The sequence below is a fragment of the Kineococcus sp. AC630 genome (assembly GCF_979255925.1).
This window is the reverse complement of record NZ_CEEDMJ010000011.1, coordinates 81,407-101,073: the sequence shown is the minus strand read 5'-3', so window position 1 is coordinate 101,073 and position 19,667 is coordinate 81,407. Positions and strand designations below refer to the sequence as shown.

Sequence of the window (19,667 nt, the reverse complement as noted above, 5' to 3'; positions counted from 1 at the left end):
CGATGTCCGCGAAGGAGAAGACCGGCTGGTACGTCGGAGCCCTCCTGATCGTGCTGTACGCGATCGTCCCGGTCGTCTACATCATCTCGATGAGCTTTAAGTCCGAGACGGCGCTCAGCGACCGGCAGTTCTTCCCCTCGGACTGGACCTGGACGAACTACTCCGGCATCTTCGCCGGGAACGGGTCCGACCTGTTCCTGCCCGCGCTGCGGAACTCGATCATCACCTGCCTGGTGGCGACGCTCATCGCCGTCGTGCTGGCGATGTTCGCGGCCTACGCCATCGCCCGGCTGAACTTCCCCGGGAAGCGCATCGTCCTGACCAGTGCGCTGGCCGTCGCGGTGTTCCCGGTCATCACGATGGTGACGCCGCTGTTCAACCTGTGGCGCCAGATCGGCCTCTACGACACCATCCCCGGCCTGATCATCCCCTACCTGGCGCTCACGCTGCCGATCTCGATCTGGACCATGTCGGCGTTCTTCCGCGGGATCCCGTGGGACATGGAACAGGCGGCCCAGGTCGACGGGGCGACGAACTGGCAGGCGTTCCGCAAGGTGATCGTCCCGCTGGCGGCGCCCGGGGTCTTCACGACGGCGATCATCGCGTTCTTCATCGCCTGGAACGACTTCGTGTTCGGGATCTCGCTGACCTCGACGTCACGGGCGCAGCCGGTGCCGGCGGCGCTGTCGAGCTTCACCGGGTCCAGCTACTTCGTCCAGCCGACGGGCGCCATCTCGGCGGCTGCCGTCATCGTCACCATCCCCGTCGTCGTCCTGGCCCTGGTCTTCCAGCGCCGGATCGTCGCGGGTCTCACCAACGGCGCCGTGAAAGGTTGATCGGGACATGGCTCGCATCGAACTGAAGAACATCGTCAAGCAGTACGGCGACGGGTTCCCGGCGGTCAACGACATCAGCCTGGACATCGCCGACGGGGAGTTCGTCATCCTCGTGGGACCGTCCGGCTGCGGGAAGTCGACGCTGCTGCGGATGATCGTCGGACTGGAGGACATCACCTCCGGGGACCTGCTCATCGACGGCAAGCGCGTCAACGACCTGGCCCCGCGCGACCGCGACCTGGCGATGGTGTTCCAGAACTACGCGCTCTACCCGCACCTCACGGTGGGGGAGAACATCGCCTTCCCGCTGCGGCTGAACCACTCCAAGGTCCCCGAGAGCGAGATCAAGGAACGCGTCCAGCGGGCCTCGGACATGCTGGAGCTGAACGAGCACCTCGACCGCAAACCGGCGAACCTCTCCGGTGGCCAGCGCCAGCGCGTCGCGATGGGGCGCGCGATCGTGCGCGACGCGAAGGCCTTCCTCTTCGACGAACCCCTCTCGAACCTGGACGCGAAGCTGCGCGGTCAGATGCGCACCGAGATCGCCCGCATGCAGCGTTCGCTGGCCACGACGACGGTCTACGTCACCCACGACCAGACCGAGGCCATGACCCTCGGGGACCGCGTGGCCGTCCTGCGCAAGGGGATCCTGCAGCAGGTCGCGAGCCCGCGGGAGCTCTACGAGCAGCCCGTCAACCTCTTCGTCGCCGGGTTCATCGGCTCGCCGCCGATGAACTTCCTGCCGGCACGGGTGGAGGGGGACGTGCTGAAGCTCCCGTTCTGCGACGTCCCGAAGCCGGCCGCGGTGGGGGCGGAGCACGACGGCAAGCTGCTCATCGTCGGGGTGCGCCCGGAGCACTTCGACGACGCCGACGTGACCGACGCCCCGGCCGGGGCGATGACCTTCCAGGCGCAGGTCGACGTCACCGAGTGGCTGGGCAACGAGCTCTACGCCTACGTGCCCTTCGAGGCGGCCGACGAGACGAAGCAGCAGCTCGCCGAGCTCGACCGCGAGCTTGACGGGGAGAGCATGCGCAGCCAGCTCGTCGTCACCCTCGACGCCATGAGCAGCGTGCGCGACGGCGACACCGCGGAGCTGTGGTTCGACCCGCAGCGGATGCACGTCTTCGACCCCTCCAGCGGCGCCAACCTGACGCGCGACGAGGCGAAGGCGAAGAAGATCGGCGAGCAGTCCGAGGCCCTGCGCAGGCGTTCCCTGGAACGCGCCCAGAAGAACGCGCAGAAGACCCCCGCCCACGCCTGAGCCCCCGCCCGTGATCTTGCTGGGAGACCCAGCAAGATCACGGATGGGTGGCGTTGAGTGATTGCGAGTCACGCTGCGTCGATAGTGGCGTGGCGCAGCCCGGGGCTGCCGGACGTGCCCGCCTCGCGCGGATATCGTGCGCACGGGTCCTCCACACGGGAGGGCGGTCGCACGACGGAGGCCGGTGAGGGTGACGGACGCACTCGCCCTGCCCACGGAGGACCGCCGGCGCACCGACGGCCTCGCCCTCGTGCAGGACCCCGCCGAGGGCCTCTTGGTCACCGTCCGCCGCGGACTCGCAGGAGCCCCCGTCCCGGAGTGGCGCGTGCTGGCCACCCGCGCGGGACAACCCCCCTTCACCGGCCCGGACTGGCTGCGCGCCGTCCACACCCACCTCGGCGTGGGCGAACCGCTGCTCGTCAGCGTGCGCCGCGACGGGCGGCTGCTGGCCTTGGGCGCCTTCGCCCTCCTCGGGGGACCCCGGCCGCTGCTCACCTTCCTGGGCTCCGGTGCCAGCGACTACGCCGCCGTGCTGGCCGACCCGGACGCCGGCATCCCCACCGAGCGCCTGCTGGCGGCCGTCGTCGACGGGGCGGTGCGCGAGGCCCCCGGCGCCGTGCTCGACCTCGAACAGGTCCCCGCCGAGGGTGAGCTGCCCGGGCTCCTCATCGAATGGGCCTACCGCCGCGGCTACGCCGTCCGCACCTTGCCCCAGGCGACGGTGCACTCGCTGGAACTGCCGGAGACCGTGGCCGAGCACGACGCCGCGCTGGGGCGTCACGCCCGGCACGAGGAACGGCGGCAGTGGCGTCGCCTCGCCGAACTCGGGGACCTCGTCGTCGTCGACGACCTCCTCGACGGCCTCTCCGAGCTGCGCGACCGCGACCCGGACGCCGCCGCCGACCGGCTCGACGAGCTCATCGCGGAACTGGCCGAGGTCGACGACGCCCACCCCCGGGCCGCGTACCGGCGGCGGCCCTGGCGCGGGGCGTCGGGGCGCACGCTGACCGAGGTCCTGCGCACCACCCCCGCCGGGGTCGTGCAGCTCTCCGGGTTGCGCCTGGACGGCGAGCTCGTCGCCTACGCGTTCTGCCTGGCCGGACCGAAGGCCCTGCACGGCTACGTCCAGTCCTACCGGGCCCGTTACGCCGCCACCGGCCCCGGCTCGCTGCTGCTGCTGCGCATCCGGCGTCGAGCCCTGCTCAGCGGGTACCGGGAACTGGACCTGCTGCGCGGGGACGAGGCCTACAAGCGTCGTCTGGAACCGACGACCCGGCACACCGTCCGGTTGCTGCTCGCCCCCGCCACGCGGGAACTCCTCCCCGGGCTGGTGGACCGGATCAGCCTGCTGCGCCGCACCTACCGCGACGAGCTGCGCCGCAACGAACGGCTCGGCCGGGGCTTCGACGCCGTCAGCGGGGCCGCCGAACGCCTGCGCGGCGACCTCGCCCGGCGGCGGGCGGCGCTGCCCTCACCGAAGCTCCCCACCCTGAACCTTCCCCGCCCGAGCCTCCCCAGCCCGAGGGAGACGCTGCGCAAGGTCTGGCGCCGCCGCGGCTGATCAATCCGCGAGTTCCGCCCGGGTCGGCGGGTTGGCCCCGGCGCGCGAGCAGGTGATCGACGCCGAGCGGATCGCCGTGGCCACCAGGGCCTCCAGCGTCCCCAGCCCGAGGTGACGCAGCCGCGGCAACCCCTGGGCGCCGAGCAGGTCGTGCTCGGCCAGGGCGTGCAGCAGCCCGGACATGAACGCGTCCCCCGCCCCGACGGTGTCGACGACGTCGACCTGCGGGGCCGGGACGTGCAGCGTGCCCGCGCCGGAGACGGCGATCGCCCCGGCGCCACCACGGGTCACCACGACCAGGGCGGGGCCGCGGGTCTGCCAGCGGTGCGCGACGACCTCCGGGTCCTCACCGGGCAGCAGCCACGCGAGGTCCTCGTCGGAGGCCTTCACGACGTCGGCGGCGTCGACGAACCGTTCCACGAGGGCCAGGGCCTGCTCGCGGGAGTCGAAGAACGTCGACCGCACGTTGGGGTCGTAGCTCGTCGTCGCCCGGCCCCGGACCCTGCGCAGCAGCTCCAGGACCGTCTCCGCGCCGGGGGAGACCGCGGCGCCGATGGACCCGGTGTGCACCAGGGCGACGTCGTCGGGGACGGTCACCTCGGGGACGTGCCAGACCAGGTCGAACTCGTAGCTCGCCTTGCCCTCGGCGTCGATCTCGGCGCGCGCCACGGAGGTCGGGTCGTCGTCCACCGTGCCCGGGAACAGCTGCACCGCAGCCTGTTCCAGGTGGCTGCGGAGGAGCTCGCCGTGGGCGTCGTCGCCGAACCGGGTGAGCAGCGTCACGTCGTGCCCGAGCCGGCCCAGACCGTAGGCGACGTTCATCGGCGAACCGCCCGGGTGCTCGGCGGTGGCCGAGGACCCGGCGGCGCGCACGACGTCGACGAGGGCCTCTCCGACGACGATGGTGGAGGGGCCCCCCATCAGCGCGGTCCGGTGAAGTCGACCGCGGAGTACGCGCGCAGCTTCGAGAGCTTGTGCTCGCTGTCGACCTTGCGGATCGTGCCGGACTTGCTGCGCATCACGATGCTGGACGTCGTGATGGTGTCGCCGAGGTAGCGGACACCGTCGACGAGCTCGCCGTCGGTGATGCCGGTGACGACGAAGTAGACGTTGTCGCTGTTCACCAGGGCCTGGGTGTCGAGCACGGCGTCGAGGTCGTGCCCGGCGTCGAGGGCCTTCTGCTTCTCGTCGTCGTCGCGCGGCCACAGCTTGCCCTGGATGGTGCCGCCGGTGCAGTGGATGGCGCAGGCGGTGATGATCCCCTCGGGGGTGCCGCCGATGCCCAGCAGCAGGTCGACACCGGTGCTCTCGCGGGCCGCCATCACGGCGCCGGCGACGTCGCCGTCGGAGATGAACTTGATGCGGGCGCCGGCGTCGCGGACCTCCTCGGCCAGCTTCGCGTGGCGGGGGCGGTCGAGGATGCAGACGGTGATGTCCTCCGCGGAACGCTTCTTGGCCTTGGCCAGGCGGCGGATGTTCTCCTTCACCGGCAGCCGGATGTCGACGACGTCGGCGGCCTCGGGCCCGGCGACGAGCTTGTCCATGTAGAAGACGGCGCTCGGGTCGTACATCGTGCCGCGTTCGGCGACGGCGAGGACGGCCACCGCGTTCGGCATGCCGCGGGCGGTCAGGGTCGTGCCGTCGATCGGGTCGACGGCGACGTCGCACTCGGCGCCCGTGCCGTCGCCGACGCGTTCGCCGTTGAAGAGCATGGGGGCGTTGTCCTTCTCGCCCTCGCCGATCACGACGGTGCCGTTCATGCTCACGGTCCCGATGAGGGTGCGCATGGCGTTGACGGCGGCGCCGTCGGCCTTGTTCTTGTCCCCGCGCCCGACCCAGCGGCCGCCGGCCATCGCCGCGGCCTCGGTGACGCGGACGAGTTCCATGGCGAGGTTGCGGTCGGGTGCCTCGGTGCCGACGGCCAGCGCCGGGGGGAGCAGGGGCGAGGTGTTCTGCGACAAGGGAGACCTCCTGGAACACCGGCGCCCGCAGCCCCCTCTGGGCCGCCGGCCTGCCGGTGCGCGTCGTCGGGTGCCGATGCTATCCGTCACCATGGAGGGGTGAGCACGACCGGTTCTCCCGACGCAGGTACCTCCGCCGACTCCGGGGAGGACCCGCGCGGTGTGCCGCGCCCGCCGCGCTCGGGCGGGAACGTGCAGTCGATGGTCATCTCGATGGCCGTGATCCTCGCGCTGGTGGCCGTCGTCGTCCTGCTCCTGCCCCGTCCCAACCAGATCGAGCAGCCCGCCGTCGACGTCGCCAACGCCGCCGAGGGCAGCGCCGCGGCGCTGCCGTTCGCCCCGGCCGTCCCGAACGGTCCCGCGGGGTGGACGGCCACCTCGGCCAACGTCAACCGCTCCACCGACGGCGTCGTGACCTGGCACGTCGGCTACCGCAGCGACGAGGGGCAGTACCTGGCCCTCGAGGTCGCCGAGGACACCACGAAGACCTGGCTGAAGGCCCAGACCCAGGGCGGCACCGCCGACGGGACCCGGACCGTGCAGGGCCAGCCCTGGGACGGTTACCTGCAGCCGGACCGCAAGCGGTACAGCCTCGTCCGCACGCAGGACGGCGTGACCGTGCTCGTCACCGGTGAGGGCGGCTACGCCCCGATCACCGAGCTCGTCACGGCCACCCTGGACGGCTGGACGAAGGCCGGGACGCCCTGGGGTGCCAAGGCCTGAGGCTCAGTCCTCCGCGCCGGCCGGGTCGTCCCCGGAGGGTTCGGCGCGGGCGGCGTCCAGGCGCGCGCGGGCCCCGTCCAGCCACTGCTGGCACCGGTCGGCCAGCGCCTCGCCGCGCTCCCAGAGCGCCAGCGCCTCCTCGAGCCCGGTGCCTCCCGTCTCCAGCCGGCGCACGACGTCGACGAGCTCGTCGCGGGCCTGCTCGTAGGTGAGTTCGCTGGGTTCGCTCGCTGCTGGCACCGGGCGAGGCTACCCAGCGGTGGCGCCGACCTCCCCGTCCGGCAGCCGGATCCGCAGTCGCGTCCCCTCGGGGGCGTCCTCGGGGGTGCGCACGAGTTCGCCGTCGGGGCGTTGCACGACGGCGTAGCCGCGCAGCAGCGTCGAGCGGGGCGACAGGGCCGAGACGCTGGTCCGCAGGTGCTCCACGTCGACGTGGGCCCGCTCCAGCCGGTTCTCCAGAGCGCGTCGGGCCCGGTCCCGCTGGGCGTCGACCTCCGCGGCGCGCTGGTCCACCAGGACGTGCGGCGAGGCCAGCACGGGACGGCTGCGCAGCGCGGTGAGGGTGTGCTGCTCGCGCTCGACCCGGGCGGCGATGGCCCGTCGGGTCCGGTGGCGCAGGCCGTCCAGCTGGGCGAGTTCCTCGGTCACGTCCGGCACGACCCGGCGGGCGGCGTCGGTGGGCGTCGAGGCGCGGACGTCGGCGACCAGGTCCAGCAGCGGCGCGTCGACCTCGTGCCCGATGGCGGAGACGACCGGGGTGCGGGCCTTCGCCACCGCCCGGACCAGGGTCTCGTTGCTGAAGGGCAGCAGGTCCTCGACGGAACCGCCGCCGCGGGCGATGACGATGACCTCGACCTCGACCATCGCGTCGAGCTCGGCCAGCGCGTCGACGACCTCGGGCACCGCGTTCGGGCCCTGCACGGCCACCTCCCGGACCTCGAAGCGGACCGAGGGCCAGCGCTGCCGGGCGTTCTCCACGACGTCGCGCTCGGCGGCGCTCGCGCGGCCGCAGACGAGTCCCACGGTGTGCGGGAGGAAGGGGAGGTCGCGCTTGCGGGCGGCGTCGAAGAGCCCCTCGCTGCGCAGGACCCGTTTGAGGTGCTCGAGGCGGGCGAGCAGTTCGCCGACCCCGACGGGGCGGACGTCGTCGGCCGCGAGGCTGAGGTTGCCGCGCTTGGCGAAGAACTCCGGCCGGGCGTGCACGACGACCCGGGTGCCGTGGCTCAGTCCGTCGGGGAGGGCGTCGCGCAGCCGGCCCATGACGCGCCGGGCGATGGTGACCGGCAGCGACATGTCGGTGTCGGCGTCGCGCAGGGTCACGAAGACGACGGAGGAACCGGGACGGTCGCTGACCTGGACGACCTGCCCCTCGACCCAGGTCCAGGGCATCTTGGCGATGTAGGCGTCCATCTTCGCGGCGAGGAGGCGGACGGGCCACGGGTTCTCCGCCGTCGTCTCGCCGGCGGTGGTGGGTCGGCGGCGCGGGGCGGGGTCGGCGGCGGGCACCTCCCCATCCTCTCCCACCCCCCTCGGGCGGATCGTGAGCACTCGGCGTGCTGCGTTGGACACGGACCGTCCGGTGGCTGCTCCGTCCCGGCGAAGACCCTGCCGTGCGGGGAGAGATCCGTGGCCGGGAAAGTTTCCCGAGCGAACTCCTCGCACGGCGACGCGTGTCACCATGAGTGTCGCTGTGTCGGCGGATTCCGTTCCGGTGCAGCGACTTTGCGTCACTCTGGGTAGTTGGCGGGGGACGCTCCGGGGGAGTTCAGGAAAGCAGAAGGTGGGGGCACCGCAGTGGAACGCACGGTGGGGATCGACGAGAAGGTTCCGGTCTACAAGCCGTACCTGGGCCAGGAGGTCCAGGACGCGGCGCGCGACGCGCTCGAGGTCGGCTGGCTGGGGATGGGCAAGCTGAGCAAGCAGTTCGAGGAGGCCATCGAGGCCAGGCTCGGGCTGACCGACCGCCGGGTGGTGTCGACCAACTCCTGCACCGAGGCCCTGCACATCGCGGCGCGCCTCATCGGGCTCGGCCCGGGCGACGAGGTCATCGCGCCCGCGTTCACCTACGTGGCCGGTCACCAGGCGATCAGCCGCACGGGCGCGGAGATCGTCTTCTGCGACGTCGAGCCGGACTTCCTCACCCTCGACCCCGCCCGGGTCCGCGAACTCATCACCGAGCGGACCAAGGCGATCGTGGTCGTCGACTACACCGGGCTGCCCGCGCGGGTCGACGAACTGCTCGAGATCGCCCGCGAGCACGGCCTGCGCATCATCGAGGACGCCGCGCACGCCTTCGGGTCCTCCAGCGACGGCCGTCCCGTGGGGTCCTTCGGCGACCTCGTCTGCTTCAGCTTCGGGCCGGTGAAGACCATCACCACCCTCGAGGGCGGCGCCGTCGTCACCCCGAACCCCGAGGACGTGCAGACCCTGCACGAGCTGCGTCACCTCGGCATCAACTCCGACACCGACGCGCGCTACAAGAACCAGCGCAACTGGGACTTCGACGTCGTCCGGCAGGGCTACCGCTGTCACCTCGGTTCGGTGCCCTCGGCGATCGGACTGGCACAGCTCGCCATGGTCGACGAGTTCGTGAAGAACCGGCAGGACTACTGCCGCTACTACGACGCCGCCCTGCGCGACGTCGAGGGCGTGCAGCTCTTCGACACCGACTGGGAGGGCGTGGCGCCCTACATCTACGTCGTCCGGGTCCGGGACCCCTCCCGCCGGGCGGCCCTCGTGGAGCACCTCGCCGAGCGCGGGATCGCCAGCGGCATCCACTACTACGGCGCGCACCAGTACTCGTTCTACGAGGACTGCCGGCGGGGAGACCTGAGCGTCACGGAGCTCGCCGCGCAGCAGGTGCTCACCCTCCCGCTGCACCCCTACATGGAGGACGGCGTCCTCGACCGCGTCGTCGAGGGGGTCAGGAGCTTCTTCGCCTGAGGATCAGCGGCGCGGGTCAGTGGCGCGGGTCAGTGGCGCGGGTCAGTGGCGCGGGTCAGCGGCGCGGATCAGTGGTGCGGGTCAGCGGCGCTGGGCGAGGAACTCGCCCAGCGCGCGGGCCCAGCCGTCGGCCATCACGGAACGGTCGAAACCGTCGGCGTGGGCCGGCCCGAGCGCGGCGCGGGTGCGCAGCGCTCCCTGGTCGGCGAGGTGGTCGGCCAGCGCCTGCGCGAGGGCGTCGACGTCCCCGACCGGCACCAGCCGGCCCACCCGGCCGTCGTCGAGGGCGACCCGGACCCCTTCGGCGCAGTCGGCCGCGATCACCGGCACGCCCAGCGCGACCGCCTCGAGCAGGGCCAACGGCAGTCCCTCGTGCCGCGAGGGCAGGCAGAACAGGTCGGCGTCGGCGACGCTGGGCAGCGGGGGGACCTCCGAACCCGCGAAGCGCACGGTGGCGGAGACCCCCAGCTCGTCGGCGAGCTGCTGCAGCGCAGCGAGTTCCGGCCCGTCGTTGAGCACCAGCACCTCGTGCGGGTGCCGGTCCACGACGCGCGCGTGCGCGCGGATCAACAGGTCGTAGCCCTTCTGCGGGGCCAGTCGCCCGGTCGCCACGACCACCGGCACGGACCGCCCGCTCACCAGGCTCCCCGGACCGTTCGCCGCCGCGCGCACGGCGGCGACGTCGATGCCGTTGCGGATGACCCGCACCTTCGACGCGGGCAACCCGTTGCGCACCAACGGGTCCACCAGGGCGGGGGCGACGGCGAGCGCCCCGTCGGCGTGGCGGTGCACCCAGTAGGAGAGCCGGTGCAACCGCGGGGAGACCCACTCCTGCAGCGCGTCGTCGAGGTCGGCGTGCACGGCGACGACGAAGGGCCGGCGCGTGAGCCGGGCTGCGAGGAACCCCAGCAGCAGACCGGGGCCGATCTCGGAGGCGCCGACGACGACGTCGGAGGCGGCGGCCCGGCGCAGCAGGCGCGGCAGTCCGGTGGCCACGGCGGCGCGCAGACGGGCACCGGGAGCGAGCTGCTCCACCGGGGCACCGGCCGGGATCCTCGCCGTCTGCTCGGCGCTGCTCAGGACCAGCAGCCGGGCGCCCGCGCCCGCCCAGCGGCGGGCCAGGTCGATGGTGATGCTGACGGCGCCGTTGTTGCTCAGGGCGTCGACCACGAACAGGACCCGAGGGACGGGAGCGGTCAACTGCGGGGCCGGCGGGTCCAGGGTGCGGGGCTGCGACACCGCCACAGGGTAGGCGGACGGCGCCGTGCGGACGGGCCGCCGGCACCCGATCGACCCAGCACCCGCACGCGCGGTGGGGGCCGAGCGGTGGGGCCGGGGCCGATCGGTGGGGCCGGGGCCGGAGCGCCGACTTACCATGGCCCGGTGACGCACGCACCGCTCGAGACCCCGGCTCCCGCCGACGACTGCAACGACACGCCGGTGCTGGGCTCGGCGCGCGAACGCGCGGCCTGGGACGGCGGCAAGCGGGTCCTGCTGGCGGCCCCCCGCGGGTACTGCGCGGGGGTCGACCGCGCCGTCATCGCCGTGGAGAAGGCCCTCGACCTGTACGGGGCGCCGGTCTACGTGCGCAAGGAGATCGTGCACAACAAGCACGTTGTGCGGACGCTGCAGGAGCGCGGCGCGATCTTCGTCGACGAGACCGACGCCGTGCCCGAGGGCGAGCACCTCGTCTTCTCCGCGCACGGCGTGAGCCCGGCCGTGCGCGCGGCCGCCGAGGCCCGCTCGCTGCAGACCATCGACGCGACGTGCCCGCTGGTCACGAAGGTCCACAAGGAGGCCGTCCGCTTCGCCCGGCAGGACGCCGAGATCCTGCTCATCGGCCACACCGGTCACGAGGAGGTCGAGGGGACCGCGGGCGAGGCCCCCGACCACATCACCGTCGTGGACAACCCCGACGTCGCCGACACCATCGTCGTGAAGGACCCCGACAACCTCGTCTGGCTGTCCCAGACGACGTTGAGCGTCGACGAGACGATGGAGACCGTCCGCCGGCTGCGCCAGCGCTTCCCGAACCTGCAGGACCCGCCCAGCGACGACATCTGCTACGCCACCTCCAACCGCCAGGTGGCCATCAAGAAGATCGCCCCCGAGGCCGACCTCGTCGTCGTCGTGGGCTCGGCGAACTCCTCCAACTCCGTGCGGCTCGTCGAGGTCGCCCTCGACGCGGGAGCCCGCTCGGCCCACCGCGTCGACACCGCCCACGAGATCCGGGACGAGTGGTTCGAGGGCGTCACGACCGTCGGCGTCACCTCGGGCGCCTCCGTCCCCGAGATCCTCGTCGACGAGGTGCTCGCCCAGCTCGCCGCCCGCGGCTACGGGCAGGTCGAGGAGGTCACCACCGCGCAGGAGGACCTGACGTTCTCGCTGCCCTCGGACCTGCGCCGTGACCTCAAGAGCGGCCTCACCCCAGGGGCCCGCCGTTCGCTGCCCGTGACTCCCGTCTGATCCGCACGACACCCTCCTCGGGGACGTCCTCGAGGAGTTCGGGCGCGGTGAGGGGGCGGACGCTCTCCTCCAGCGGCTGCGGCGTCGCCAGGTCCTCGTCGGCCAGGTCGAGGTCGCGGATCCGTCGGGCCGAGACCAGGACCCGCCGCTCCAGCGTCCCCACGAAGCGGTTGTAGTCCTCCACCGCGCGGTGCAGCGTCCGGCCCAGCGACGCGGTGTGCCCACCGAGGGTCCCCAGCCGTTCGTAGAGCTCGCGGCCGACCTCGAACAGCTCGCGCGCGTTGCCCGCCACGGCGTCCTGCTGCCAGGTGAGCGCCACCGTGCGCAGCAGGGCCAGCAGGGTCGTGGGGGTCGCCAGGACGACCCGGCGCGACATCGCGTGCTCGAGCAGCGTCGGGTCGGCCTCGCACGCCGCGGCGAGGAAGGCCTCGCCCGGTACGAAGCAGACGACGACGTCGGGGGAGTCGTCGACGGCGCTCGCGTACTCCTTGGCGGCCAGGGCGTCCACGTGTCCGCGCACCGCACGCGCGTGGGCCAGCAGTTCGTGGCGGCGCCCGTCGTCGTCGGGGGCCTCGCCGGCCCGCAGGAACGCCGCGAGCGGTGCCTTCGCGTCGACGACGACGTGCTTGCCGCCCGGGAGGTTCACGACGAGGTCGGGCCGGACGGTGCGACCGTTGCGGGTCGTCAGCGTGGCCTGCTCGGTGAAGTCGACGCGGTCCAGCATCCCGGCGTGCTCGACGACCCGGCGCAGCTGCACCTCGCCCCAGGAACCGCGTGAGCTCGAGGCCCGCAGCGCGCCGGCCAGCGTCGCCGTCTGGTCGCGCAGGGCGTCGGTGCCGGCCGCGACGGCGGTCAGCTGCTCGCTGAGCCGGGCGTACTGCGCGACGCGGTCGCGTTCGAGGGCCGCGACCTGGGCCTCGACGCGCTGCAGGCTCGCGGTGACGGGCGTGACGGTGCTGGTCAGGGCGTGCCCGGTGCTGACGCGTTCCTCGAGGTCGGCGACCCGGGCCCGCAGCAGGTCCCGCTCGGTGCTCAGCGCGGTGGTCTCGGGTGCGGTGCGGGTGCGGTGCACCCAGCGGGTGAGGAGCACGCCCACGACGACCCCGGCCAGCAGGCCGAGGACGAGGGTGAGCAGCAGAGCGGAGACGTCCATGGTCCGGACTGTGCCAGCCGGCTCCGACGCGGGCGGTCACCCAGGGTCGCAGGCCTTCTCCGCGTGTCGTGGTCGGCGCAGCCGGGTGATCTCGGGAGGCCCGGACGGCCGGTCTGCGAGAGGGTGCGCGCAGGGGAGGGGGGCGCGTCGGGCGGTGGTCGGGGTCGGGGTGCTTCCCGTGCGGCGCAAGCCGTCGGCGAGTGCCTGTGGAGGAGTTGTGTCCGCCTTCGCCACCGCAGGGCGCAGCCTCGCGCGGCGCCCGGCCCGTGTCGGGGAGGGCACTCCTCCCGCTACAGTGACGTGACGTGAGGGTTGCCGGAGGGGGCGTTGTGGGGCACGAGAGCACGAGCGGGATCAGGCACGGGACCGGGCCGGGGGAAGCCGCCTCGACGGCACCGTTGTGGACGTTGCTGCGCGAGGACTTCGAGCGGCACTCCCGCTCGGTGGTGCACCCCGGGCTGCACGCGCTGGTCGTCCACCGCGTCGGTCACTGGGGGCTGTCGCAGCCGGCCCCGGTCCGCCGCCTGGTCAAGGTCGCGCACCGCCTGGTGAACCGCCTCGTCATCCAGAACGTCTACGGGACCGAGATCGCCGACGAGGCCGTCATCGGGCGCCGCGTCGCCATCGGCCACCACCAGGCCGTGCAGATCCCCGCGTTCGCGGTGATCGGTGACGACTCGACGTTGCGTTCCGGGATCACCCTGGGGTTCACCAACGGCGAGACCCGCCGCGAGGCCGTGCCGCACATCGGGCGCGACGTCTCCATCGGCCCGGGTGCGGTGCTGCTGGGGGCCATCACCATCGGCGACGGAGCCTCCATCGGGCCCAACGCCACCGTGAGCATGGACGTCCCGGCCGGGGCCGCGGCGTTCGCGCCGCCCGCCCGGATCCTCAAACCCCAGCAGCCGCGACCGCAGTCGAACGACACGGCCTCCTCCGCGTCCTGAGCGCGGGCAGGTCGCAGTTCTCCAGGATTTTCCAGTCGTCCTCCGCCGGGACGCCACGAGGGGATGGGCATGACGGTCGAAGAGTCGAACGCTCCGCGCACGGACGGGACCACGGACGAGGTCCGGGAGGCCCTCGCCGCGATCGGCGCCACCGCGGTGCCGACGTCGCGGGCCTGCCTGGCGCTGGCCAAGGCCCACCGCAGCGCCGGTTCGCCCCGTCGCAGCGCGCAGTGGGCGTTCGCTGCGACCGACGCCGCGACGAGCGGCGCCGGCGCCGACTTCGCCGCGTGGCTGGGCGCCGACCGGGTGTGGCGATCGGTGCGCGAGCAGCTGCCGCCCGCCCCGCGCACGGCGCGGGTCGCGGTCCTGGGCAGCTACACCACGACGCAGTTCACCCAGCTCCTGCCGCTGGCCTGCGCGCGCGCCGGTGTCGACGTCGAGGTCTACGAGTGCGGGTACGGGTTGTTCCGCGCGGAACTCCTCGATCCCACCAGCGGGTTGCACGCCTTCGCTCCGGACGTCATCGTCCTCGCGGTCGAGGAGAGCGCCGTCGACCTGCCCTCGCGCAGCGACGACCCCGAGGCGAGCGTCGAGGCGGAACTCACCCGGTGGACGTCGCTGTGGGACACCGCGAGGTCCAGGTTCGGGGCCCGCGTCGTCCAGCACGACGTCGTCGTCCCGGCCGACGTGGCCCTCGGCCACCTCGCCGACCAGACGCCGGGGTCGCGGCACTGGATGCTCCGGCGCTTCTCCGAGCGCCTCGGCGAGCTCGCCGGAACCGCTGTGGGACAAGGGGTCGGGATCGTCGACTGCGAACGGCTGGCCTCCACGGTCGGCAAGCGCACCTGGACCGACGCGCGCTACGTCCACGCCGCGAAGCAGGCCGTCGCGCTGGGGTGCGTGCCGCTGCTCGCCCAGCACACCGCCGCCGTCATCGGCGCCCAGTACGGCCGCTCGCGCAAGTGCCTCGTCCTCGACCTCGACAACACGCTCTGGGGCGGGATCCTCGGTGAGCTCGGCCCGCACGGCATCGAGATCGGGCACGGCGCCCGCGGCGAGGCGTTCACCGCCTTCCAGCGCTACGTCCTCGACCTCAAGGAGAAGGGCGTCGTCCTGGCGATCTGCTCCAAGAACGACGAGGCCCACGTCCGCGAGGCGTTCGAGCAGAACCCCGAGATGCTGCTCTCCCTGGACGACGTCGCCGTCCTCGAGGCCGGCTGGGGCGACAAACCCACGGCCGTGCGCTCCATCGCCCGCACGCTGGGCATCGGCGAGGACTCCCTCGTGTTCGTCGACGACAACCCCGCCGAACGCGAGGCCGTCCGGGAACTCCTCCCCGACGTCGACGTCGTCGCCCTGCCCCGCGAACCCGCCGGCTACGTCGCGGCGCTCGCCGACTACCCGTTCTTCGAGACCGAGGCGCTCACCGCCGAGGACGCCGCCCGCACGGCGCAGTACAAGGCGCGGGCGCGGGCGGTGGAGGTGCGCGAGAACGCCGGGACCCTCGAGGAGTACCTGGCCTCGCTGGACATGCACGCCGACGTCGCGGACCTCGGGCCGGACGACCTGGCCCGGGTGGCGCAGCTGCTCGGCAAGACGAACCAGTTCAACCTGACGACCCGCCGCCACTCCCGTGCCGACGTCGAGGCGATGGCGCAGGACCCGGCGTGGACGGGGCAGGTCGTGCGGGTCCGCGACCGCTTCGCCGACCACGGGATCGTGGGGGTGCTCCTGGCCCGCCGGGACGGCGACGTCCTCGACGTCGACAGCTGGCTGCTGAGCTGCCGGGTCATCGGGCGCACGGTCGAGGACGAGATGTTCGGGGTGCTCGTGCGCACGGCGGACTCGCTGGGGTGCACGTCGCTGCGGGGCACCTACGTGCCCAGCGCGAAGAACGCCCAGGTGGCGGGGCTCTACGAGCGCCTCGGCTTCGAGCAGGTGGGCCGGGACGGATCGTCCACGGTGTGGACGCTGGAACTGCCGGCCGCGGTGAGCACGCCGGGGCTGGTGCAGGTCGAGGTGGCGCAGCGCGTCATCGACCTCAGGGACGTGCCGTCGGCACGTCTGGACGACGAGCAGAAGGTGGAGGTGTCGCGGTGAGCGAGCAGTCGAACCGAACGCTGGGTGGGGACGGCGTCGAGGGACGCATGCTGCAGGTCTTCCGCGAGGTGCTGGCGGTCGACGACCTCCAGCTGAGCGACGCCAGCACGGCGGCCGACGTGCCGGGGTGGGACTCACTCGCCCACATCAACATCATGTACTCCCTCGAGGCGGAGTTCGACGTGCAGTTCTCCGACGAGCAGCTGACCTCCTTCCAGGACGTCGGCGAGCTGCGGCGCTTCCTGGTCGAGCAGGCGGGCTGAGCGCAGCGGGTAGGGTCCTGTACCCGTGGCACTCACCATCGGCATCGTCGGCCTGCCCAACGTCGGCAAGTCCACCCTCTTCAACGCGCTCACCAAGAACGACGCGCTCGCGGCGAACTACCCGTTCGCCACGATCGAGCCGAACGTCGGGGTCGTCGCCCTGCCCGACCCGCGCCTCGACAAGCTCGCCGAGGTCTTCTCCAGCGAGAAGACCGTCCCGGCGATGGTCTCGTTCGTGGACATCGCGGGCATCGTCAAGGGCGCCAGCGAGGGGGAGGGGCTGGGCAACAAGTTCCTCGCCAACATCCGTGAGGCCGACGCGATCTGCCAGGTCACGCGCGCCTTCGCCGACCCCGACGTGGTGCACGTGGCCGGTGCCGTCGACCCGGCCGACGACATCGAGACGGTGCACACCGAGCTCGTCCTGGCCGACATGCAGACCCTCGAGCGCGCGATCCCGCGGCTGGAGAAGGAGGTCAAGGGCAAGAAGGCGGACCCCGCCGTGCTCAAGGCGGCCCTGGCCGCGCAGACCGTGCTCGACTCCGGCCGCACCCTCTACGCCGCGACGAAGGCCGACGACGTCGACCTCCCGCTGCTCAGGGAGCTCGGGCTGCTGACGACGAAGCCCTTCCTCTACGTCTTCAACGTCGACGAGACCGTCCTCGGCGACGCGGCCCGGATGCAGGAACTGCGTGACCTCGTCGCGCCGGCCGAGGCCGTGTTCCTCGACGCCAAGCTCGAGTCCGAGCTCGCGGAGCTCTCGGCCGAGGAGGCCGCGGAGCTGCTGGAGTCCGTCGGCCAGAACGAGTCCGGCCTGGACCAGCTGGCCCGGGTGGGGTTCCAGACCCTCGGCCTGCAGACGTACCTGACGGCCGGGCCCAAGGAGTCGCGGGCCTGGACGATCCCGCGGGGCGCGACGGCCCCGCAGGCCGCCGGTGTCATCCACACCGACTTCCAGCGCGGCTTCATCAAGGCCGAGGTCGTCTCCTACGAGGACCTGGTGTCGTTCGGCTCGATGGCGGAGGCCAAGTCCGCGGGCAAGGTGCGCATCGAGGGCAAGGAGTACGTCATGGTCGACGGCGACGTGGTGGAGTTCCGCTTCAACGTCTGACCTTTCGCACCACGTCCGAAACACGTCCGAAACACGTCCGAAACAATCCCGACACGCCTCGGAAACGGTTGTGTGACGGTTTGCTCTCGATGTCTTCGAGAGCTGGGCGGCGACGTCGGGATGTGCCACGGTGCGGGGACGCGGTGGGGTCGATGGGGATCCCACCGCTCCTCGGTCTCCGCCGGCGGCCGGTTCCCCGGACCGGAGCAACTAGCGACCAGACCGCAACAACATCGTTACCTCGGGTGCCCGAGAGCGCGCCCAACGCCCTGACCTGCGACTCTGCGTGGTTCTGTGGTTGCGGAACGCTCCGAAGAGGGTGCAGGCACAGTCGGGGCGGGGGACACTGGAGGACGCGTGCTCGAGGCCACGACGCTTTCGGCCCGGTACGCGTCCGAAATCAGGTTGCCCCAGTGTTAGCGTGCGTTCCGACCTTTTGAGGTGGACATCCTGCTCGGCAGGAGTCGCCGAAGTTGGGCAACCTGCCCAAGAAGACATGCCCCGCGAGGAGGAGTTCCACCTTGAGCAGCTTCGAGAAGGACGACGAAGTGCAGCCCACCAAGCGTGTCGGGATCGTGCGCCGCGGACCCGTCCTGACCCGTCGTGACGGCCTCAAGGGCGCCCTGGGCGCCGCAGCCCTGGCGACCCTCGCCGCCTGCGGGGGCGGCGACGACGACAAGGGCTCCGGCGACGGCGCCAGCAGCGGCGCCTCCGGGGGCGACGTCGTCGTCAACGGCACCGAACCGCAGAACCCGCTGGTCCCGACCAACACCAACGAGGTCGGCGGCGGCCGCCTCCTCGACTCGCTGTGGGCCGGTCTCGTCTACTACAAGGCCGACGGGACCCCGGAGAACGACATCGCGGACTCCATCGAGACCACCGACGCGCAGAACTACACGATCAAGATCAAGTCGGGTCAGAAGTTCTCCGACGGGTCCGCCGTCACCGCCAAGTCGTTCGTCGACGCGTGGAACTACGGCGCGCTGGGCACCAACGCGCAGCTCTCGAGCTACTTCTTCGAGCCGATCGCCGGCTACCCCGAGGTCCAGGCCGACCCGCCGACCGCGCAGACCATGTCGGGCCTCAAGGTCGTCGACGACACCACCTTCACCGTCGCGCTGCTGCAGCCGGAGTCCGACTTCCCGCTGCGCCTGGGCTACTCGGCGTTCTACCCGCTGCCGGACACCGCCTACGCCGACATCAAGGCCTACGGCGAGAACCCGGTCGGCAACGGCCCGTACAAGCTGAAGGAGACCGGCGCCTGGCAGCACAACGTCCGGATCGACTTCGTCAAGAACGACAGCTACGACGGCCCGCGCAAGGCCCAGAACGACAGCCTCGCCTTCGTCTTCTACGAGACGTACGACGCGGCCTACTCGTCGTTGCAGTCGGGTGACCTCGACGTGCTGGACAACATCCCGTCCTCCGCGCTGGCGACCTACCAGGACGACCTCGGCGACGGGGCGGTCAACCAGCCCGCCGCGATCTTCCAGTCCTTCTGCATTCCCGAGGGCCTGCCCGGCTTCGGCGGTGAGGAGGGCAAGCTGCGCCGCCAGGCCTTCAGCTACGCCTTCGACCGCGCCGCGGTGTGCAAGGCGATCTTCAACGACACCCGCACCCCGGCCAAGGACTTCTCCTCCCCGGTCATCGCCGGCTACTCGGAGACCGTCGAGGGCAACGAGGTCCTCTCCCTCGACGCCGACAAGGCCAAGCAGCTGTGGGCGCAGGCCAACGCCATCGCCCCCTGGAACGGCAGCACGTTCACCATCGCCTACAACGTCGACGGTGACCACCAGGCCTGGGTCGACGCGGTGACCGCGGCGATCCGACAGGTCCTGGGCATCCAGGCCGAGGGCAAGCCGTACCCGACCTTCGCCCAGATCCGCACCGAGATCACCAACCGCACCATCACGGGTGCCTTCCGCACCGGTTGGCAGGCCGACTACCCCGGTCTGTACAACTTCCTCGCCCCGATCTACGCCACGGGCGCGGGCTCCAACGACGGGGACTACACCAACCCGGCGTTCGACGAGCTGCTGGTGAAGGCCTCCGGCACCACCGACCAGGACGCGGCCAACAAGATCCTGCAGCAGGCGCAGACAATCCTGTTCGCGGACCTCCCGGTCATCCCGCTCTGGTACTCCAACGCCAGCGGTGGGTTCGACAAGGACGCCAAGAACGTCCAGTTCGGCTGGAACAGCGTTCCGCTCTACTACCAGATCACCAAGTCCTGACGTGAGGTCCCGGGGGTGGGTCGGAGCTCTCCGGCCCACCCCCGTTCGCGCGTGGACAGCCGGCCGGGAGCACACTGACCCGCCGGGACGGAATCGTGAATGGCC

The 19,667-nt window shown here is 72.1% G+C and carries 17 protein-coding genes; 11 read left to right on the top strand and 6 right to left on the bottom strand.

Going from position 1 to position 19,667, the window contains the following annotated elements; translation table 11 throughout:
• Positions 1 to 2: 2 nt before the first annotated feature.
• The 3 genes from AC0I8G_RS13350 (at position 3) to AC0I8G_RS13340 (ending at position 3,661) form a co-directional block, all read left to right on the top strand.
• Positions 3 to 836 carry a carbohydrate ABC transporter permease gene (locus AC0I8G_RS13350; protein ID WP_471730404.1) on the top strand — a complete coding sequence of 278 codons (834 nt, stop codon included), beginning with the start codon at positions 3 to 5 and terminating at the stop codon, positions 834 to 836.
• Between the two features lie 7 nt (positions 837 to 843).
• Entirely contained in the window at positions 844 to 2,100 is a 1,257-nt protein-coding gene (locus tag AC0I8G_RS13345; protein ID WP_328292438.1) for an ABC transporter ATP-binding protein, read from the top strand.
• Between the two features lie 190 nt (positions 2,101 to 2,290).
• The gene (locus tag AC0I8G_RS13340; RefSeq protein ID WP_471730338.1) at positions 2,291 to 3,661 is read left to right on the top strand and encodes a GNAT family N-acetyltransferase; all 1,371 of its coding nucleotides are present in this window, start codon (positions 2,291 to 2,293) and stop codon (positions 3,659 to 3,661) included.
• On the opposite strand, the gene AC0I8G_RS13335 is transcribed toward AC0I8G_RS13340, so the two are convergent.
• Both AC0I8G_RS13335 and glpX read right to left on the bottom strand, forming a co-directional pair.
• The gene (locus AC0I8G_RS13335; RefSeq protein ID WP_471730337.1) at positions 3,662 to 4,582 is read right to left on the bottom strand and encodes a carbohydrate kinase family protein; all 921 of its coding nucleotides are present in this window, start codon (positions 4,580 to 4,582) and stop codon (positions 3,662 to 3,664) included.
• Positions 4,582 to 5,547 (bottom strand): class II fructose-bisphosphatase, encoded by a 966-nt coding sequence (glpX, locus tag AC0I8G_RS13330; protein WP_471730403.1) that lies wholly within the window; start codon positions 5,545 to 5,547, stop codon positions 4,582 to 4,584. Before glpX ends, AC0I8G_RS13335 begins: the two co-directional genes overlap by 1 nt.
• A 174-nt stretch (positions 5,548 to 5,721) precedes the next feature.
• On the opposite strand from glpX, the gene AC0I8G_RS13325 reads away from it, so the two are divergent.
• Entirely contained in the window at positions 5,722 to 6,345 is a 624-nt protein-coding gene (locus AC0I8G_RS13325) for a DUF4245 domain-containing protein (protein WP_471730336.1), read from the top strand.
• 3 nt (positions 6,346 to 6,348) lie between these two features.
• Here the strand turns inward: AC0I8G_RS13325 and AC0I8G_RS13320 are convergent, their stop codons facing one another.
• Positions 6,349 to 6,585 carry an exodeoxyribonuclease VII small subunit gene (locus tag AC0I8G_RS13320; RefSeq protein WP_380258826.1) on the bottom strand — a complete coding sequence of 79 codons (237 nt, stop codon included), beginning with the start codon at positions 6,583 to 6,585 and terminating at the stop codon, positions 6,349 to 6,351.
• Between the two features lie 9 nt (positions 6,586 to 6,594).
• Positions 6,595 to 7,851: an exodeoxyribonuclease VII large subunit gene (gene xseA / locus AC0I8G_RS13315; protein ID WP_471730335.1), complete on the bottom strand. Its 1,257-nt coding sequence runs from the start codon at positions 7,849 to 7,851 to the stop codon at positions 6,595 to 6,597.
• Between the two features lie 288 nt (positions 7,852 to 8,139).
• On the opposite strand from xseA, the gene AC0I8G_RS13310 reads away from it, so the two are divergent.
• Entirely contained in the window at positions 8,140 to 9,288 is a 1,149-nt protein-coding gene (locus AC0I8G_RS13310) for a DegT/DnrJ/EryC1/StrS family aminotransferase (RefSeq protein ID WP_471730334.1), read from the top strand.
• Positions 9,289 to 9,369: 81 nt separating this feature from the next.
• Here the strand turns inward: AC0I8G_RS13310 and AC0I8G_RS13305 are convergent, their stop codons facing one another.
• On the bottom strand, positions 9,370 to 10,527 hold the full coding sequence (locus tag AC0I8G_RS13305) for a glycosyltransferase (RefSeq protein ID WP_471730333.1): 1,158 nt from the start codon (positions 10,525 to 10,527) through the stop codon (positions 9,370 to 9,372).
• Between the two features lie 201 nt (positions 10,528 to 10,728).
• Between AC0I8G_RS13305 and AC0I8G_RS13300 the strand changes: the two genes are divergently transcribed.
• Positions 10,729 to 11,754: a 4-hydroxy-3-methylbut-2-enyl diphosphate reductase gene (locus AC0I8G_RS13300; RefSeq protein ID WP_471730402.1), complete on the top strand. Its 1,026-nt coding sequence runs from the start codon at positions 10,729 to 10,731 to the stop codon at positions 11,752 to 11,754.
• Here the strand turns inward: AC0I8G_RS13300 and AC0I8G_RS13295 are convergent.
• Entirely contained in the window at positions 11,711 to 12,907 is a 1,197-nt protein-coding gene (locus AC0I8G_RS13295; RefSeq protein ID WP_471730332.1) for a DNA recombination protein RmuC, read from the bottom strand. The two genes, AC0I8G_RS13300 and AC0I8G_RS13295, sit on opposite strands and share 44 nt — an antisense overlap.
• A gap of 329 nt (positions 12,908 to 13,236) precedes the next feature.
• Between AC0I8G_RS13295 and AC0I8G_RS13290 the strand changes: the two genes are divergently transcribed.
• The 5 genes from AC0I8G_RS13290 to AC0I8G_RS13270 all read left to right on the top strand — a co-directional run bounded on the left by AC0I8G_RS13290 (position 13,237) and on the right by AC0I8G_RS13270 (position 19,562).
• On the top strand, positions 13,237 to 13,854 hold the full coding sequence (locus tag AC0I8G_RS13290; protein ID WP_471730331.1) for a serine O-acetyltransferase: 618 nt from the start codon (positions 13,237 to 13,239) through the stop codon (positions 13,852 to 13,854).
• 69 nt (positions 13,855 to 13,923) lie between these two features.
• Complete coding sequence (locus AC0I8G_RS13285; protein WP_471730330.1) at positions 13,924 to 15,954, top strand: HAD-IIIC family phosphatase; 2,031 nt, start codon at positions 13,924 to 13,926, stop codon at positions 15,952 to 15,954.
• Positions 15,951 to 16,217, top strand: a complete 267-nt coding sequence (locus AC0I8G_RS13280; protein ID WP_328292424.1) for an acyl carrier protein — start codon at positions 15,951 to 15,953, stop codon at positions 16,215 to 16,217. The genes AC0I8G_RS13285 and AC0I8G_RS13280 overlap by 4 nt, the downstream gene beginning before the upstream one ends.
• A gap of 25 nt (positions 16,218 to 16,242) precedes the next feature.
• Complete coding sequence (ychF, locus tag AC0I8G_RS13275) at positions 16,243 to 17,328, top strand: redox-regulated ATPase YchF (protein ID WP_471730329.1); 1,086 nt, start codon at positions 16,243 to 16,245, stop codon at positions 17,326 to 17,328.
• Between the two features lie 593 nt (positions 17,329 to 17,921).
• On the top strand, positions 17,922 to 19,562 hold the full coding sequence (locus AC0I8G_RS13270; RefSeq protein ID WP_471730401.1) for a peptide ABC transporter substrate-binding protein: 1,641 nt from the start codon (positions 17,922 to 17,924) through the stop codon (positions 19,560 to 19,562).
• Positions 19,563 to 19,667: the final 105 nt, after the last annotated feature.

Bases quoted from the DNA above. Each gene is read 5' to 3' on its own strand.
- AC0I8G_RS13350 (WP_471730404.1), top strand. From the start codon at position 3: ATGTCCGCGAAGGAGAAGACCGGCTGGTACGTCGGAGCCCTCCTGATC.
- AC0I8G_RS13345 (WP_328292438.1), top strand. From the start codon at position 844: ATGGCTCGCATCGAACTGAAGAACATCGTCAAGCAGTACGGCGACGGG.
- AC0I8G_RS13335 (WP_471730337.1), bottom strand. From the start codon at position 4,582: ATGGGGGGCCCCTCCACCATCGTCGTCGGAGAGGCCCTCGTCGACGTC.
- glpX (WP_471730403.1), bottom strand. From the start codon at position 5,547: ATGGAACTCGTCCGCGTCACCGAGGCCGCGGCGATGGCCGGCGGCCGC.
- AC0I8G_RS13295 (WP_471730332.1), bottom strand. From the start codon at position 12,907: ATGGACGTCTCCGCTCTGCTGCTCACCCTCGTCCTCGGCCTGCTGGCC.
- AC0I8G_RS13285 (WP_471730330.1), top strand. From the start codon at position 13,924: ATGACGGTCGAAGAGTCGAACGCTCCGCGCACGGACGGGACCACGGAC.